Raw genomic sequence first — 17,851 nt, 5'->3', positions numbered from 1 at the left:
CAAAATATTATGGGTTCAAAAATAATGAATATATTGCCTATAGACTTATATCATACGATTACTGTTAATGAATTGATAGTGGATAAAGCACTGAAAATATATCATGTGGCAGTTGGTCAAAACGAAGATTTTCCTGTTTTTAAATCGGGCACATTACTTGTTCTTTGTACATCAGGAGCTTTTGTTTGTAAAATGAATAATGGAGAATGTCGTATTGGTGCCGGACAGATTTTGCTATCGGCCAGTGAAACGGTATTGGATGTAAAGCCTTTTACTGATACGGCTTTTGGCGGTGTTGTTGTTTATGTGTTGGAAGAATTATTTTTGAATCGACAACGTTTGATTATCCGGGATATTTCCGATCTGGAGAAAGAATATGCCCTGACATGTTTACATCTTATTGAAATACAATTGGAATGGCCCAGAGAGGTGCGTTCGAAAGTTGTGGAATCATTATTGCGTGCGATGATTGTCAGTTTACAATTTTCTATGCATAGGGAAGAAACGAATAATGATATTCCTCAATTTTTCAGAGATATTGTTCCTTTGATCAGTCGTTTTCATCATGCGCCAGCTTATTTTTATGCAGAAAAAATGGGTATGACATCGACTGAACTTAATAATAAATGCCGCTATTATTCGCAGTTAAGTGCAGTGGAATGGATAGGGGAGTATGTGCTGTTGGAGGCAAAAGACTTGCTTAGAAAAACGCGTTTGCGTTTGGGACAGATTGCTGCTATGCTGGGCTTTTCTAATCAGGATACTTTTGCAAGATGGTTTCGCCGGTTAACGGGTGAATTGCCTGCGGAATGGAGAGCTTAAAAAAGATATAATAATAAATTCTATGAATCAAACTTTTGAAAACACAAAAATTAAGGGGAAAATATCTCTTTGCGACGCTTTACATGAGAACTTGCCTTTGCTGAAAGATAAAGGACTCTATAAATTTATCTGGGTTCTTACCGGAGAGATAGAATTGGTTGTAGATCTTCAACCGGTTATTCTGACAGCCGGACAATTGATGACTTTATCGCATTTACATCATCTTGAGTTTGTCCGTGTGGAAGGAGAATATATGGCACTGTTGTTCAATAGTAATTTTTATTGTATACATAAAAACGATCATGAGGTTTCATGTAATGGATTATTATTTCACGGTTCTTCTCATATCATTGTTTTCAATTTGAATGAAGAAGAAAAAAGAAGGATAGCTACTTTAACCGGTATTATGCATGATGAATTTGAAAACTACGACTATCTGCAAGAAGAAATGCTTCGTGTACTTTTAAAACGCTTTATTATATTATGTACACGGATGGCACAAAACAGACAAGGGATAGCTCGTGAAAACGGTCTGCAGTTTGAAACAATCCGTAAATTTTATGTTCTGGTAGATACATATTATAAAGAAAAGAAGCAAGTTCAGGAATATGCCGACATGCTTAATAAATCTCCAAAAACACTTGCTAATATATTGTCTGCTTATCAGCAACCTTCGGCAATAAAAATTATTCATAATCGTATAGAGGCAGAAGCACAACGTTTGCTTCTATATACTTCTAAAAGTGCTAAAGAAATAGCTATAATATTGGGTTTTGAAGATCAGGCAACCTTTAGCCGTTTTTTCAAAAATGCTCTAGGAATGAGTACCTCTGATTATCGTAAAACCTTTAAAAATAAGTCTGAGATAGTATAATAGGGTAAAATTGCAAATTCTAAAGGGAAAATAACCATTTCCCTCAGATCGTGTTGTCGTTACTTTTGCATTATAATATTAATGAATAAAAAGTAATCGGTATGAAAACAAAATTGACAACTCTATTTAATGGCTTTCTTAAAGTCGCCGCATCTTCAAATCGTTTTGGTTTAAATTTGATGCGTATTGCTATCCTTGTGATATTTGTTTGGATTGGCGGACTAAAATTCTACAATTATGAGGCTGACGGTATTGTACCTTTTGTTGCCAACAGTCCGTTTATGAGTTTCTTTTATAATCAGGATGCTCCTGATTATAAGCAATACAAGAATGCAGAAGGCGCATTTGTTGCAGAAAACCATGCTTGGCATGAAGCCAATAACACATACGGATTCTCCCATGGATTGGGAATTATGATAATGTCTATAGGTATTCTTGTTTTTCTGGGAATGTTTTTTCCGAAAATAGGACTTGTTGGTGAAATTTTAGCGATCATTATGACAATAGGAACCCTTTCTTTCCTTATTACAACGCCGGAAGTCTGGGTGCCCGATTTGGGTGGGCCGGAGCATGGTTTTCCTTTATTGTCAGGTGCCGGGCGTTTGGTCATAAAAGATATAGCCATATTGGCCGGAGCGCTTATACTTCTTTCGGATACGGCACGTATGATTTTAAAGAAATAGCGCAAACAATTAGATTAAAAGAAATGTTGTTTTAATAGTTAGTAATAGGAGGAGATATGAAAAGATATAATGCTATAATCATTGGTTTTGGCAAAGCGGGCAAAACTTTGGCTGCCGATTTGGCTTCAAGAGGATGGAGTGTTGCAATGGTAGAACGCTCATCTCTGATGTATGGCGGAACTTGCCCTAATATCGGCTGTATTCCTACGAAAGCACTGGTACATATGTCTAAAGTGACAGAATACCGTCGTCCTTCGAGCTTTAAACAATATGCAGCCGAATACGAAAATGCAATTAAAGCAAAGAATGATTTGACAGCCCTTTTGCGTAAAAGAAATTACGAAAAATTATACAGTAAAGATACAATAACCATATATACCGGTGAGGCTTCTTTTCGCTCTCCTTATGAAATTCTGATAAAAACATCTGACGGTATTTTACAAATTGAAGGCGAGAAGATATTTATCAATACCGGAGCATCAACTATTATTCCTAATATAAGCGGGATAGAAGGCAATCCATTTGTTTATACAAGTACCTCTATTATGGAGTTAACAAAATTGCCTGAACATTTGGTTATTGTTGGAGGTGGCTATGTGGGGTTAGAGTTTGCTTCTATGTTTGCCGGATTTGGTTCTAAAGTTACTGTTCTGGAAGCAGGCGAGCTGTTTATCCCTCGGGAGGATAGAGATATTGCAGAGGCAATTAAGGAAGTATTGGAGAAAAAAGGGATTGACATACAATTGAACGCAATAGTGCAAACTATTGATCATGATGAAACTAAGGCTTCTGTTATCTATAGAAACGCTATTACAGGAGAAACATACAACATTGATGTTAATGCCATCCTGTTGGCTACAGGACGACGTCCTAATACGGAAGGGCTTAATTTAGATGCGGCCGGTATTAAGACTAATAGCCGGGGTGCTATTGAAGTGGATAATCATTTGCGTACAAATATAGAAAATATATGGGCAATGGGTGATGTTCACGGCGGACTCCAATTTACTTATTTATCATTGGATGATTATCGGATTATACGTGAACAGTTATTTGGAAATGCTTATCGTAATTTGGATGATCGGAAAGCGGTGGCATATTCTGTTTTTATTGATCCGCCATTATCGCATGTCGGAATGAATGAAGAGACTGCATTGAAAGCCGGGAAAAGTATTAAAGTAGCCAAGATGCCTTCTGCCGCAAATCCAAGAAGCCGTACGTTAGGGCAAGCAGACGGACTGTTGAAGGCTGTAGTTGATGCTGAAACAGGACGTATTCTGGGTTGTACGCTTTTTTGTTCTGATTCCAGTGAAATAATAAACATTGTTTCTCTTGCTATGCGAGCCGATAAAGACTATATGTTTCTTCGCGACAATATTTTTACACATCCTTCTATGAGTGAAGCTCTGAATGATTTGTTTTCATTGATAAATTAAAATGACAATAATATGGATAATAAAGAAAAAGCTGATATTGGATTGATCGGTTTAGCCGTAATGGGAGAGAATCTTGCTCTCAACATGGAAAGTAAAGGTTATCGGGTTTCAGTCTATAACCGCACTGCTCCCGGAGAAGAAGGGATAGTAGGGCGTTTTATAGAAGGGCGAGGGAAAGGAAAAAATTTTATAGGCGCATATTCAATTAATGATCTCGTAGAATCGGTAAAGACACCTCGCAAAATAATGATGATGGTTAAGGCCGGGTCTCCGGTAGATGAACTGATAACTCAACTTGTCCCTTATCTATCGCCCGGTGATGTTATAATTGATGGTGGTAATTCCGATTTCCATGATACGGAACGGCGTGTGAAAGAATTGGAAAGTAAAGGATTTTATTTTGTGGGAACAGGTATTTCCGGCGGTGAAATTGGAGCATTGCATGGTCCGTCTATTATGCCGGGAGGTTCTCCTGCTGCATGGCCTTTGGTGAAGAACATATTGCAGGCCATTGCTGCGAAGCTGGATGATGGAACGCCCTGTTGCCAGTGGATAGGTCCGGGAGGAGCCGGCCATTTCGTTAAGACTGTACATAATGGTATAGAATATGGAGATATGCAATTAATCTCAGAAGCATATTCTTTATTGAAGAATCGCATTGGTCTGGATAATGAATCATTAGCTCATGTTTTTGACGATTGGAATAAAGGCGAATTAGACAGTTATCTGATAGGTATTACAGCCGATATTCTTCGCTATAAAGAAAAAGATACGTATTTATTAGATAATATATTGGATGTAGCCGGGCAGAAAGGGACCGGTAAATGGAGTGCTATAGCTGCTATGGATGAGAATGATCCGCTTACTCTGATAACGGAGGCTGTTTATGCACGTATGCTTTCTGCTATGCAGAATGAACGGAAGAAGGCAGCCGAACTTTATCCGTCAGGTGGCATACAAGATGAATTTATTATTACAGCTGAAGAGATTCGCCAAGCTTTGTATGCTTCAAAACTGATATCGTATGCCCAGGGATTTTCATTGCTTCGTCGTGCTTCCGGGCATTATGGCTGGGAGTTGGATTATGGAACAATTGCCATGATATGGCGTAAAGGCTGTATTATCCGCTCTGTCTTTCTACAGAAAATCACCGATGCTTATGGCAAACATCCGAATTTGGAAAACCTGTTGTTTGATGACTTTTTCCGGAGTAAAATACTTGCAACCCTTCCGGCATGGCGTAAATCGGTGGCAGAGGGTATAATGAGTGGAATTGCCTTACCGGCAATGAGTTCGGCATTGAGTTATTTTGACGGACTGAAAACTTTGCATTCTGCAGCTAACCTGATACAGGCACAGCGTGATTACTTTGGCGCTCATACGTATGAGCGAGTAGATTGGGAACGAGGTAAGTTCTTCCACACAAATTGGACTGGTGAAGGCGGAAAGACCGTCTCTGGTAGTTATAATGTATAAAAGAAACTCTATGAAAAAAGCGGATGATCAATTATTAGTCATATTTGGAGCATCAGGCGATCTTACCGGACGCAAGTTACTCCCGTCTTTATTCGAATTGCATGTACGCGGTCTGCTTCCCGAGCATTTTTGTATACTAGGTGCATCGCGTACCGCATATTCGGATGAAGAGTATCGTGCATTTGAACGTCAACATATTGTAGATTCACAAAAGGATAAACAATACAGTGAAGAGCAATTGGACCAGTTTCTCCGGATTGTATATTATTTATCTTTCGACTCTACCAATGCGGACGAATACTATAAGTTGCGTGAATGTATTGAACGTTTACAACGAGATCATCATTTACCGGATAAGATTATTTATTATCTGGCTACTCCGCCTGTAATGTATGAAGTGATTCCGCAATGTCTGTTGGAGAGTGGCTTAAATATTTCCGGTTCTCCGGACGGATGGAGGCGTCTTATTGTAGAAAAACCTTTTGGAACCAGTTTTGATTCGGCAAGAACGCTGAGTGAACATCTTCGTCATATCTTCAATGAGGAGGACATATATCGTATAGACCATTATTTGGGAAAGGAAACGGTGCAGAATATTTTGGTACTCCGTTTTTCTAACGGGATATTCGAACCATTATGGAACCATAACTATATTGATTCGATAGAAATAAGCGCAACGGAAACGCTTGGAGTGGAAAATCGTGGCAAATATTACGATTCGGCAGGAGCTATGCGGGATATGATTCAAAATCATTTGATGCAGCTTATGTCTTTCGTCGCAATGGAATCACCGTCAATTTTTGAGCCGGAACCAATTCGTGACGAAATTGTAAAAGTCTTCCGTTCTTTACGCCCTTATAAACCGAAAGAAATAGATACGCAGATTGTTCGTGCCCAATATGATGGTTACGTGGAAGAAAAGAATATAGCCCCGGATTCAACTACCGAGACATATGTGGCGATGAAATTCTTTATAGACAACTGGCGTTGGAGTGGCGTTCCTTTCTATTTCGTCACAGGGAAAAAGATGCCGGAAAAGAAATCAGAGATTATTATTCATTTTAAATCAACTCCGCATAAACTGTTTGTAGGACAATGTTCGGGCGGTTCATGTAATAAACTGACTATTCGCATACAGCCTAATGAGAGCATTTCTTTAAAATTTGGATTGAAAATGCCCGGAGCTGGTTTTGAGGTTAAGCAGGTGAGTATGGACTTCCGTTATGATTCGTTGTCCAAAACATATCTGCCGGATGCCTACGAACGTCTATTGTTGGATGCTATGTTAGGTGACAGTACGTTATATGCCCGTAGCGATGCTTTGGAAACCAGTTGGAAATTTATTGATCCGATTCTTCATCATTGGAAGGAAGAAGGACAAAAGAATTTGTTCCATTACCGTCCGGGAGAAGATGGTCCGCTTCAAAGAATAAAGTTGGGGATGGTGGAAAAGCCCTGTTCCTGTAAAACTAAATAAAGAGAAAATATGAAAATAGAATATTGTGATGATTCAAAAAGTGCACTTCGGGCTATGACAGATCATATGGCTCGTTTAGTGCAGGAAAAAGGGGTAGAACCTTTTAATTTGGCATTGTCCGGAGGGGAAACAGCTAAGCAGATGTTTTCCCTTTGGGTAGATGAATATAGAGATAAGATAGATTGGAACCTCCTTCGTTTCTTTTGGGTTGACGAACGATGTGTTCCCCCTTCAAGTCTGGATAGTAACTATGGCCATGCGAATCGTTTATTGTTCAAACCTTTGAACATACCTAAAGACCATATCCATCGCATAGAAGGGGAGAAGGAGCCCGGAGCAGAGGCTATGCGTTATTCGTGGGAAGTAAAAGAATACTTACCATTGTTTAATTTGATGCCAACTTTCGATTGTATCCTATTAGGTATAGGTGATGATGCACATACGGCATCTATTTTTCCTACCACTATGGAAATTTTGTCGGATAGCCGCAACTATACGGTTTCTCAGCATCCTGTTTCTCATCAATACCGTATTACAATGACCGGAACACTTATTTTAAATAACTCACCTCTGCTGATTCCTGTTTTTGGAGAAAATAAAAAGGCTGTAATAGAGCATTTGGCCGATCGTTTTTCCCCAATAAATGATACTCCGGCCGCCTACATATTATCTCATGCCGTAGATGCAACGGTGTATACCACCTAAAATCCAGTCTTTTTACAAATGGAACGCTTGTTATTATAAAAGCAGGCGAACCGTTTTGTTTTTTTATTAATCTGCATTAATATTTTCTTTCTTCTTGGAATACAGTAGTTTTATCTGTGTTAATAAAATAACCTATATAAATTAATATTTACATATACTATATAGCTCCTTTATTTGTTTATTCTCAATACGCATTTAATTAGTTAGTTATGGAGAATGAATTTATAATAAAAGGAAATGTCAATCATATAGATTTTATTAGGTTTGCAAATCAATTAATAAGGGAAAAGAAACAAGCCGGACGTTTAGGTTCGGTCAGGGCTTATAAAAGCAGTTTAAAGTCAATAGTATTATTTGCCGGAAATTCTAGGCTTCCCTTCCATGTCCTGAAAAAAGCTTTTTTCAAGCATTATATAGAATGGCTTGAAAACAGGAGTGTGAGCCGTAATACGGTTCATTTTTATTTACGCAATATTAAGGCTATATATAATCGTGCTCAATCGACAGGATTAGTTTCTTCCGACAAAAATCCTTTTGAAGGATTGTCTTTTAGTCCGCAAGTTACGGCTAAGCGGTCATTAAGTAAGTCTAAACTGCGTAAAATATTGGAATTGAATTTGGTCTTTGGTACATCTATGGCTTTAACGCGGGATATGTTTATGTTTAGTTTTTATGCGTGCGGAATGGGATATGTTGATATGGCATATTTGCAATATAAAAATATACAGGGCAATATGATTCATTATTATCGTGTCAAAACAAAAAGAGAGATAGTCATATTTATTGAGCCTCCTATGCAAGCGTTGATAGAAAAGTATAGAAGAACAGATAGTAGCTATGTCTGGCCTATACTGTTGGATAGCGCAACATCTGAAGAAAACTATGTACGTTACCGTAGTGGTCTCACTGCGTATAACCGGAATTTGGCCCGTATTGGAAATATGTTGAATATAGAAGGATTAAGTTCATATGTTGCCCGCCATGCCTGGGCTACAGCTGCACGTAATAGTTTAATGCCAACAGCGGTAATCAGTGCTTGTTTGGGACATGCCAGTGAACGTACTACACAGATTTATTTGGATTCCTTTAATGCTTCTTTGGTAAGACGAATAAACAAGAAAGTAATAGAATTATGAGTTGTTTGTGAAAATAACAATGTGTAAAAATATATAATACCGACTTTTTCTTACAGCTTTTGATTTTCAGTTTATATGAGTAAATAAGATAATGTGCGCCTATTAACAATAGGTGCACATTATCTTATTTTTTGTAAATCCTGTGACAAAAATAGCAAAAAGGGAAAAACAAAAGCTTTATTATTCAACACGTAAACACAATTTAACTATTCAAAATAAGGGTGATTGAGATAATCTTGATAGTGTACATATAGCACGAAAAGCCTGTGTTTTGATTTTAATAAAACTTCTATATGATTGATTTATAAGTATGTGTGTGCCAATGTGCACCTATTGTTAATAGGTACACATTATAAAATAGATACTTAAATAATGAAAAAAGTTCTATACACATTGTTAATCTGCTTATTAGGAGTACATGGGGTAGAGGCACAAAATTATTTACGCGCCGATTCGTATTTATTCTCTTTTCAGGAGTCGAAGAACTTGCTGTTGGCAGATTATGGGGATAATGCCTTTGCATTACAGAGAATGAATGAAGGTCTTCTCTCTGTTCGTCCTCAATTGCTGGATGGAAAATACCATATTTTAATTGTAGCTCATGTTGACGCGTATCGGTATGCCGACGAGGCTGTCGTTAATGAAGCTTCTTTGCGCGCAAGCCGTATACGTGCGTACATTAAGTCCAAGCTGAATATTCCTCACGAAAGTATCGCTTTTTATATTGACCGGAGCGGACGCTTCCGTGATCAGGTACATGTGTATCTGGTAGAATCGGCATTGCCCTGGTTTGTTAACCAGGATATAAACTACACCGAAAGCCCTCTTCCCGGGGCAATGAAGGAGGTGGTTAAGAGGTATGGCAGTGTTCCTTATGTGGATTTATACCCTCGTGGTTCAGCTAATGGGGAAAGCCGCGCTGTATATGTCATTACGGATGGCTTGTTTGATCCTTCCGAATTGGAAGATTACAGGTTGGCTATAACTGAAATGCCATCACCTTCAAATAAAGGGGCTTCCAAGAACGTATCTCCGGCTGTTGCATCCGAAGAGCAAACGGTATCTCAAGCTCCCCTCCAAAAGGCAAAGCCGCACAAGGCGGAGAGAAAAGAAACGGAAACGGCCCCTTTCAAATTCGCGGTCAAAATGAACCTCCTTCCCTGGTGTACGGTAGTTCCTTCCGTAGTATTGGGTAATAATGACGCGGAGATACAAACCGGTTCTTTTATGCCTAACCTGGAACTGGAATATTATTTTGCCAACAGGTGGTCGGTGGCATTGTCCGGAACGTATGCTGACTTTTCGTACAATGGAAATAAGGATAATAAGTGGGCTGTTTCCGGTCTGACGTTAACTCCGAAGGTTTGGCCGATGGCGGATTACCGGTGGCTTAGCGTGGGGTTGTTCGGGGAGTATGGAGATTTTGACGTACGTGGCGAAAAGATCAGTACAAGTGGCCTGTATGGCCGGACCGGGCGTTTTTGGTCTGCCGGCGCTTCTATAGGTTGCCTGATTCCCATATATTCCGGTTTCTGTATAGAAGCAGAAGCACAGGCTGGGTACAGGTCTGTATTCAATGGGAAAAAGTATAGGTATGATGATATAGATAGCAAGAATTATCTGGAAACCCGTTTTTCTTCAACGGGCTTTATGATAGGGTTGAAGGTGAATTTATTATACCGTTTTGGATTTTAATATAGGAGTAAAAAGAAGTCATGGGTAGACAAAAATATACACAAATCTTAGGTTTGGCCGTTGCCCTGTTGTTCCTTGCCGGTGCATTTTCGTGCGTGTACCGTAGCACGGATGAAGACTGGGACAAGAACGGCAAAGTCCGTTTGCTTTTAAACTGGAAAACAAAGAGCCAGCCGTCGGGGATGGAGTATTATTTCTATAAGGACGGCTCTACTTTGCCTGTTGTCCGTACGGGTGCCTCTTCGGGCTATGAGGGGACGTTGCCTGCCGGAAAATACCAGGTGGCTGTTTGTAATCCGGATGGAACGAATATCGATCTGGATATGGATAAAGGATATGAAAGCGCTTGTGCAAAGGCGCATCCGGTTTCTTCTTTAAAGTCTTCGGTTGCGCATATCGCCCAGCCTGTGAATTTGTATGGGACCGGAAAAGACGAACTATATGTAAGCGGAGCGGAGGCTGTAACCACCGAACTGTATCCTTGCAGCTTAACCAAACAGATAGAATTGAATATCAAGGTGGTAGGAATGGATAACGTCAAAACGATAACCGGCAAGTTGAACGGTGTCTCTCCCGAGATACATATCCCAACGGGAAAGGCGCATTTTGATCGTATAGCCTCTATGCCGTTTAGCCCGGAGCAAACAGCTCCCGGGGTATATACTACATTTCTTACTTTATTTGGGCTTGTTTGTGAAAATGGAAAGGAAGAACTTGTCGATTTGCTTCTAACCGTAACAATGAATGATGGTTCGTCGTTCACATCTTCCACCGACATAACCGATCAGGTTAACGACGCATTCAGTCAAGGTTTCTCTACTAATATAGTTCTCGATTTGGAAGTTTCGCCGGACAGTGTCGACGGTATTAATATCAAGATCGTCGACTGGCATCAGGGAACTGCCGATGCCGAATCGAAAGGATGATAAGAAGAAAGGGTAAAATGACATGAAAAAGGAAACGCTTATTCTTCGGTTATTGCCGTTGACACTGCTGCTTATCTGTATAGTAACAGGATGTTCGGCGGAAAAGGAAGATTCCCCATTTTCCATACACAAGGAGATTGTGCTGCAATCATTGATGAACAATTCTTTGGAGGAAGATGCTGGAAGTACAAAAGATTCTGTCTTCTTTGCCAAGGGGGATAAATCGAAGGAATATACGGATGTATGGAAAGCTACAGTTAAATCGGCTGGGCGAACTTTTTTTGCCGAACCGCAATACTATCCTAATGACGACAGTAAAGTGTACTTATGCGGTTATGCTCCGGAAGCCGAATTGACGGACAATAACAAGGTAGCTTATGTGCTGGACGGCCTGAAAGATGTTATGGTAACAGACGAAAAAGACGGGTCGCTAACCGATATGTTCTGGCAGGAGGAGAAATGCTTTGAGTTCTCGCATCTTCTGTCGCAACTCCGGTTTCAGGTATGCTGCGATGCGGAAGGCCTGCTAAAAGGGTTGTGTCTTCAATCCATTATTATAGAAGGTACACAAACGGAGGCAACTCTGTCCCTCACCAATAAATCACTCCAATTCAAAGGTGCAAGAAATAGTATTGTCGGATATGAATATTCGGGTGGAGATAGGTTTGGGTTGGATACGGACTATGTGCCGGTTCCGAATGCCATAATGATCCAACCGGGTGTGCCTGTTTACCTAACGATAACCTCACAAACAGCGTCCGGTGGCGAGACAAGATTCGAACATCTGCCGGTAGTCTTTCATGAAGACGATGGCCTTCCATTGGCGGGTACTTCCTATTTATTATCCGTAAAGATAAATACGAAAGGGACTGTAGAGCTCTCTTCTGTCGTTACGGAATGGAAGAAAGGAGATAACGGATTCGGTGTTATAGATTAATACTAAATAAATGAAAGTATAAGAATTATGAAAAGAACTTGGTGTTATGCGGCATTGTTGGCCGTGATGATAAGTGGTTGCTCATCGGATGATGAAACTGCCGGAATGGATAGTACTGAAATTAAAGTAGGCGCTACCGTGTATGGCGCTGTTACCAAAGCCCCCGTTACTACAGGGGATGAGTTTACAGCAGCTATTACCGCTTTTGAGGGTACAAGTACGCCAACGGATTGGACAGTAGCTCCGTCCTGGACAAACTCGGTGACACTGACAGCCGCCGAGACTGCCGCAGGAAATAAAACGCCGTTGAATACCTCTAAAACATATCCGGAGGGAAAGAATGTCTATATGGCAGCCTGGCATCCTGATATTGCCTCTAAAGATGGTGTAGTCACTTTTAAGAAGACCGGAACGGAGGATGTGATGTGGGGAGGTATAGTGAATGGAAATAAAACAACTCAGGTAGGGCCTTTTGCTTTTACACATGCTTTAACCCAGCTTGTATTTAAGGTGCAGGCTACGGAAGCTTACTTGGCGGCTAACATGGGGAAGGCTATAAAAGCAATTGAAGTGCAAAGTGCGCAATATGCACAATCCATGACCATTGGCGATGGGGTAATCACTTATGCCACGGCTGCAAATATCCCTGTACCCGGAGTTCCCGAAACGCCTCAGAAATTGACATCTACGTTGGTTACGTTTGGCGAACCGTTGATGATAAAGGCGTTGGATGAAGTAAAGGTAAAGGTTCAATATGGCGATGATAGCTATAGTAATGAAGTGACTATTAATAATGCAGAAACAAGTAAGTCCTTAAAGGCCGAAGCCGGCTCTTCCCACCTGATCTCTTTATCCTTCCAGGCAAACGGTGAAGTGGCAATTCAGGGAACAGCTTCCGTTGCTCCGTGGAAAGTGGGAGCGGAAGGCTCGGGTACAATAGAATAAAACGATTTGATAACTTATTATAAAAAGAAAACACTATGAGAATGAACAAGTATTTATTCGTGGGCATGCTGGCCGTATGCGGCTTATGTAGTTGCTCGAATGATGAAGACCCGATAGATAGCGGATCGGCTAAAAGTATGGAAATAAGCGTAGGTATCGGCGCAACTACGCGTGCCGTGATAGAGGCCGGCTATAGCAGTGACCTGGCTATCTCTTTCGGACGTTTGGATAACCCTAGCGGTAATACTGACTGGGAAGCGGCTATTGATGCCGTTCGTGCCGGAGGTAGTAATAATACTTCGGTAACATTCGGTACGACGCAAACATATTCAGACAAAAATGGTGAGTCTGCCTTGATAGGTTTCTATCCGCAGGCTTCTTTCAGCGGTACGACTAATCCTGCAAAAGTTGCATATACGATAACGGGAGATGAAGATATTATGGCTACTGAATTACAAAAGGGCGCTGCTAATAATGTCTTTCAGCCGTTTACTTTCCAGCATTTGTTAACGCAGTTGCAATTCAAATGTATAGGTTCCAGTGACGCTGTAAATAAATGGACTAAGATTACTTCTATTACTGTAAAAGAAGTACCTACTGCATTGGAACTGTCTCTTAATAAAGAAAGCGGAGCTTCTTTGGCAGTAGCTTCAGCTCCGGTAAATGCCAATTTATCGGTTCAGAATTGTCCCGAAGCTGTTGTATCAACCGATCCCAAAGTGGGCTATCTGATGCTTTATCCTACAACTAATATGGGAACTGCGGATGCCGCTATTTCATTGGTAGTGAAGGCTACTTATGAAAGTGTGGATAAGGAATTAATAGTTCCTATCAACAATATAGCAGACGGTGTTAAAGCCGGTCAGTCACATATGATAACCCTGAACTTTACCGTAACGGGAGAAATCACGGTAAAAGCCGGCATCGCCGAATGGCAACCGGGTAATGGCGGCGGATCTACAATTGTTCCGGGTAATTAATGCTTTCTAATATAGCAGGAGATGAAACAATCAATCCGTATAATAACCGCACTTCTTCTTTGGGGAAGTATGTCTTGTTCGGACGGTGGCGATAATACGCCGCACCCCGTTCCGGTAAGAGACGTTTCTCTGGAAGGAGGCATAGGCGCTTCTACCCGTGCGGTGATAAACTCCGGCTATAAGAGCGATCTGGACGTCTGTTTTGCCCGTCAGGATGAAACAGGCCTCGAGGCAGGTACGTATGGTATGTGGACTTTTCTGGAGGCAACGCGTACCGGAGGCAGTGGGAACCGGCCTATTCTGTTTACCATTCCGCAGCTTTATAAGGATAACGGCGGGAATACCCGTTTACAGGGCTTCTATCCGGCGGCAGGTGAAGATGTTACTAAGGACGCTTTCGGCGGTACAGTTACATTTACCGTAGACGGCGCTACCGACATTATGGCAACGCCTTTGCTTACCGGTAATACATATAGTCCTGTTACCACCTGCACTTTTCAGCATCTGCTCACACAACTGCAATTTGTATGCTATAGTGATAAAGCAGCCGATAAGTGGGGTAGTGTGGTAAAGATAGAGATAACGGGAGTGCATGCCACCCAACGGCTTGCTTTGGCAACGGAAGCATTGGCGCTTGCTGACGTCTCGGCGGTAGGGGATGAGAAAACTCTTACTGTCAACGACTTTTCCGATGTGCCGATAGAAACGGTGGCAGATATGGATACGCAAGGATTGCCCGATGCGCAGGGATATGTTTTGCTCCCTGTGCTGCCGGTAAACGGGACGAAGGAATCTCCGCTCCACCTGCAAATTACCACTACGAAAGACGGAGAAGGCAATGTGCAGGAAACGGTTTCCAAGGTCTCCCTTTCCATAGACGGAGGAGTGAAGGCCGGAGTGAAACACGTCATATCCTTATGTTTTTCCGAAGGGAACAGGATAGAGGCCGTCTCTGTAGGCGTAAAGGAATGGGCAGATCAGGAACAGGGGGAGATACCGGTGTGAGGAATATAGTAGTTAGTAGTTAGTAGGAAGAAGGAAGAAGAGAGTAGTTAAGTAGTTAAAGTAGTTAAGTAGCAATTGTTCTTGACTACTTAACTACTAGCGAGTGGAACGAGCGTTAACTACTTGCGAGCGAAGCGAGTACTAACTACCAACTACTAACTACCAACTACTAAGAAACAACGCGAGCAATAATAATCCGGGGCTCCGTAAGGAGAACCACAAAAACAAATGAATATGAAGAACATTATGAAAATGGGCGCCTTTGCGGTTGCCATGTTGACAGCAGTAAGCTGTTCAGAGAATGAAACGGACCTTCCGTTGCCGGATAATAACAACGGACAGGTGGCATTGGGCATATCTACCGATCTGAAAGTGGATGCCGGTACGAAAGCTGTAACCCGTTCGTTGGTAGAAGGTACTAAGATTACTTACAATGCAGCTAAGTATACAGATAGCGATTCCGTTCCGGGCATAGGTGTCGCTATCCTGAATAAAGCCAGGAACGGCTGGTATTCACCTGAAGGTACTGTTACTGACTATGAAACCAATCATCAGGTTTGGTTTATGGGAGATGCAAATGGTGGCAATTGGACCGCTATCTCTGCCAAAGGTGATAATTTCGCAGGTAAGACGGAAAACCCGTTCTATCTGAAGAAAGACGTGGGTTGTGTTTATGCCTATTATCCATATACCAGCGGTGCATTTACTTCCTTAACACTTTCATCGGAGGCTGATATGAAAGTTACGGCTAATCTTGTTGATAATGTTGCGATTGATGCCCAGTATGTTAATAATGCTGCCATGGTGTGGACTTCTTTAGGAAATTGGGCTACCAACTCTGCTACGAACAAGAAACTGAAAATAGCTGCGCTTGCAGAAAAGGATTATATGTATCATGATTCAACTGATATAGGTGGCCGTTATGTAAATAATGGTCATGCCGATGGTGAACCAGTAGTTACTCCGGAAGCTGAACCTGCTAATAATAATGACAAAAATCCGGGTTGGAAGATTGCTTTGCAGATGAAGCATGCGCTGTCTATGGTATCCTTCCGTGTGTACGACGGCGGTAACCTGAGTACAAATGACGTGAACTTTACGAAGTTCGAGATAAAGGATCACGCAGGTGTTTCTAAATTCTATAAAGAAGGTACCATGTCTTTACTGGATGGCGCAATTACAACGAGCGGTAGTGTCGGATCAATTACCCGTACCATCAACAACTACGTTATCAAACGCCAGGTAGCAGACGGTGTAACAGAAAATGAAAATCAGTTTGTTTCTACATCAAAGATAACCACTACTAGCGGTGTAAATGGCAAGACTGTTTCTAAAGCTGTAAGCGCATTGGTTTACCCGCTTAATTTCAGTGATAATGAAATAGATGTAACCGTTACCTTGAAAGACGCTACTACGAATGCCGAAATGGTCTTCACCGTTTCTTTGCCTGGTATAGAATGGGTAGCCGGTAGCAACTATATCTATACATTGATGGCCGGTAAGAACAAACTGGACGTTGTTAGTGTAGCTGTAACAGACTGGGACGACCAGGAACAAGGCGGCGAGATCATACTATAATCCCTCTATAAAACAAAGCCCATGAAACGGTTCATATATAATCTGCCGGCAGTTGCTTTTATGTTACTGTGCTCATGTACGGAGGCGGAAACGTCCTTCGGCGTTGAGCCGCCTGTTACGGGCGGCGGCAATACGGAGGAAGGTGTCCCCCTGAGCGTTAAAAGCCTGGGCTTGTCTGTTGAGGTGGAGACGAGAAGCATTGTTACGGGAGCGCCTCCTGTTGCTATGCCGGGTAATCCTAATCCGCTCCAAACAGTGGGACTGTTTGTCACACAGGATAAGAACGGAGTAATGTACACTTACGATGGCAACTACAGGCAGGTATTTAAGTACAATGCTGCTGTTCCGGCGGCAGCTTGGGAACCCGACCTGGATTTCTATCCGATACTTTACCTTTTCTCGGAGAAGGGAACGGTATATGCTTTCTCGCCTTCGGATAAGAGTGTGAGCTTAACCACGGTGAATGGTGCGAAAGCGCCCTATATGGGCGGTATTGCTGTAAAAGACAAGCAGTCGTTCATATTTAGCGACGGTGGAACCGGTGCGCCGGGAAATGTGGCAACAGATGTACAATGGGAACTGGATGGTCAGGAAGACTACCTCTATGGTAGGGGCACTACCATTGTAGACCGTTGGAATCCGCAGGTATCGCTTACCATGCACCATGCCCTGGCAAAGGTTAGCTTCCGTATTATCGAGGCCAACAGCGGGGGAGCTTTGTCCGACACGTATGTAGCCTCTGTGGTTCTGAAAGGAACAGGAGCTTTTAAGAAGTCCACCGGCGCCAAGCTGAATCTGGAGACGGGTGAACTTAGCGGTACGCTTACTCCTGTAGACCAGCTCACGTTCGTATCGTCCGGCGATCTACGAAAGGTGGCAACCAATGTGGCCGACAAAGCTCAGGCTCCGATACAGGCATTCGGGCTGGCTATTCCGGTAACGGCAACGGGAGTGACCCTCGAGTTTACCGACGATTCCAAGCGGGTATTTACCATGAAGCCGAATGCCGACGGTTCACCCAGTACATTCGACATTCAATGGGAGAGAGGCAAAAACTATATCTACAATATAGAGATACAGCCTCAGGGTATTGTAATAACCGATTTGCAGGTGGAAGACTGGATAGCCGGCAACGGTGCCGGTGAAGACATCCCTGTGGAATAAAAAAGGGTGGGC

The 17,851-nt window shown here is 41.9% G+C and carries 16 protein-coding genes; all 16 read left to right on the top strand.

Going from position 1 to position 17,851, the window contains the following annotated elements; genetic code table 11:
- Positions 1 to 9: 9 nt before the first annotated feature.
- The 16 genes from C1721_RS14660 (at position 10) to C1721_RS14585 (ending at position 17,839) form a co-directional block, all read left to right on the top strand.
- On the top strand, positions 10 to 822 hold the full coding sequence (locus C1721_RS14660) for an AraC family transcriptional regulator (RefSeq protein ID WP_234347506.1): 813 nt from the start codon (positions 10 to 12) through the stop codon (positions 820 to 822).
- A gap of 22 nt (positions 823 to 844) precedes the next feature.
- Positions 845 to 1,696 (top strand): AraC family transcriptional regulator, encoded by an 852-nt coding sequence (locus C1721_RS14655; RefSeq protein WP_102409540.1) that lies wholly within the window; start codon positions 845 to 847, stop codon positions 1,694 to 1,696.
- Between the two features lie 101 nt (positions 1,697 to 1,797).
- Complete coding sequence (locus C1721_RS14650; RefSeq protein ID WP_102408939.1) at positions 1,798 to 2,379, top strand: DUF417 family protein; 582 nt, start codon at positions 1,798 to 1,800, stop codon at positions 2,377 to 2,379.
- Between the two features lie 56 nt (positions 2,380 to 2,435).
- A complete protein-coding gene (locus tag C1721_RS14645) occupies positions 2,436 to 3,815 on the top strand; it encodes an FAD-dependent oxidoreductase (RefSeq protein WP_102408938.1) in 1,380 nt (459 codons plus the stop codon).
- A gap of 12 nt (positions 3,816 to 3,827) precedes the next feature.
- Positions 3,828 to 5,291 carry a decarboxylating NADP(+)-dependent phosphogluconate dehydrogenase gene (gene gnd, locus C1721_RS14640; RefSeq protein WP_102408937.1) on the top strand — a complete coding sequence of 488 codons (1,464 nt, stop codon included), beginning with the start codon at positions 3,828 to 3,830 and terminating at the stop codon, positions 5,289 to 5,291.
- A 10-nt stretch (positions 5,292 to 5,301) separates the two neighbouring features.
- Positions 5,302 to 6,768: a glucose-6-phosphate dehydrogenase gene (gene zwf / locus C1721_RS14635; protein ID WP_102409538.1), complete on the top strand. Its 1,467-nt coding sequence runs from the start codon at positions 5,302 to 5,304 to the stop codon at positions 6,766 to 6,768.
- Between the two features lie 9 nt (positions 6,769 to 6,777).
- Complete coding sequence (pgl, locus tag C1721_RS14630; RefSeq protein ID WP_102408936.1) at positions 6,778 to 7,473, top strand: 6-phosphogluconolactonase; 696 nt, start codon at positions 6,778 to 6,780, stop codon at positions 7,471 to 7,473.
- Between the two features lie 209 nt (positions 7,474 to 7,682).
- Positions 7,683 to 8,609, top strand: coding sequence for a tyrosine-type recombinase/integrase (locus C1721_RS14625; RefSeq protein ID WP_102408935.1), 927 nt, complete (start codon positions 7,683 to 7,685; stop codon positions 8,607 to 8,609).
- A gap of 372 nt (positions 8,610 to 8,981) precedes the next feature.
- Positions 8,982 to 10,304, top strand: coding sequence for a DUF3575 domain-containing protein (locus C1721_RS14620; protein WP_102408934.1), 1,323 nt, complete (start codon positions 8,982 to 8,984; stop codon positions 10,302 to 10,304).
- Positions 10,305 to 10,324: 20 nt separating this feature from the next.
- Positions 10,325 to 11,230 (top strand): DUF5119 domain-containing protein, encoded by a 906-nt coding sequence (locus tag C1721_RS14615; RefSeq protein WP_102408933.1) that lies wholly within the window; start codon positions 10,325 to 10,327, stop codon positions 11,228 to 11,230.
- A gap of 22 nt (positions 11,231 to 11,252) precedes the next feature.
- On the top strand, positions 11,253 to 12,167 hold the full coding sequence (locus C1721_RS14610) for a fimbrillin family protein (RefSeq protein WP_102408932.1): 915 nt from the start codon (positions 11,253 to 11,255) through the stop codon (positions 12,165 to 12,167).
- Positions 12,168 to 12,194: 27 nt separating this feature from the next.
- Positions 12,195 to 13,112: a fimbrillin family protein gene (locus C1721_RS14605; protein WP_102408931.1), complete on the top strand. Its 918-nt coding sequence runs from the start codon at positions 12,195 to 12,197 to the stop codon at positions 13,110 to 13,112.
- 41 nt (positions 13,113 to 13,153) lie between these two features.
- Entirely contained in the window at positions 13,154 to 14,092 is a 939-nt protein-coding gene (locus tag C1721_RS14600) for a fimbrillin family protein (RefSeq protein WP_234347504.1), read from the top strand.
- Positions 14,093 to 14,113: 21 nt separating this feature from the next.
- A complete protein-coding gene (locus C1721_RS14595; RefSeq protein WP_102408929.1) occupies positions 14,114 to 15,097 on the top strand; it encodes a fimbrillin family protein in 984 nt (327 codons plus the stop codon).
- A 234-nt stretch (positions 15,098 to 15,331) separates the two neighbouring features.
- Positions 15,332 to 16,675: a fimbrillin family protein gene (locus C1721_RS14590; protein ID WP_234347500.1), complete on the top strand. Its 1,344-nt coding sequence runs from the start codon at positions 15,332 to 15,334 to the stop codon at positions 16,673 to 16,675.
- 21 nt (positions 16,676 to 16,696) lie between these two features.
- Positions 16,697 to 17,839, top strand: coding sequence for a fimbrillin family protein (locus C1721_RS14585; RefSeq protein WP_102408928.1), 1,143 nt, complete (start codon positions 16,697 to 16,699; stop codon positions 17,837 to 17,839).
- Positions 17,840 to 17,851: the final 12 nt, after the last annotated feature.

This window comes from Parabacteroides bouchesdurhonensis (assembly GCF_900186615.1).
GTDB lineage: Bacteria > Bacteroidota > Bacteroidia > Bacteroidales > Tannerellaceae > Parabacteroides > Parabacteroides bouchesdurhonensis.
The sequence above is the reverse complement of the archived record's forward strand: the minus strand, read 5'-3'. Positions and strand labels throughout refer to the sequence as shown.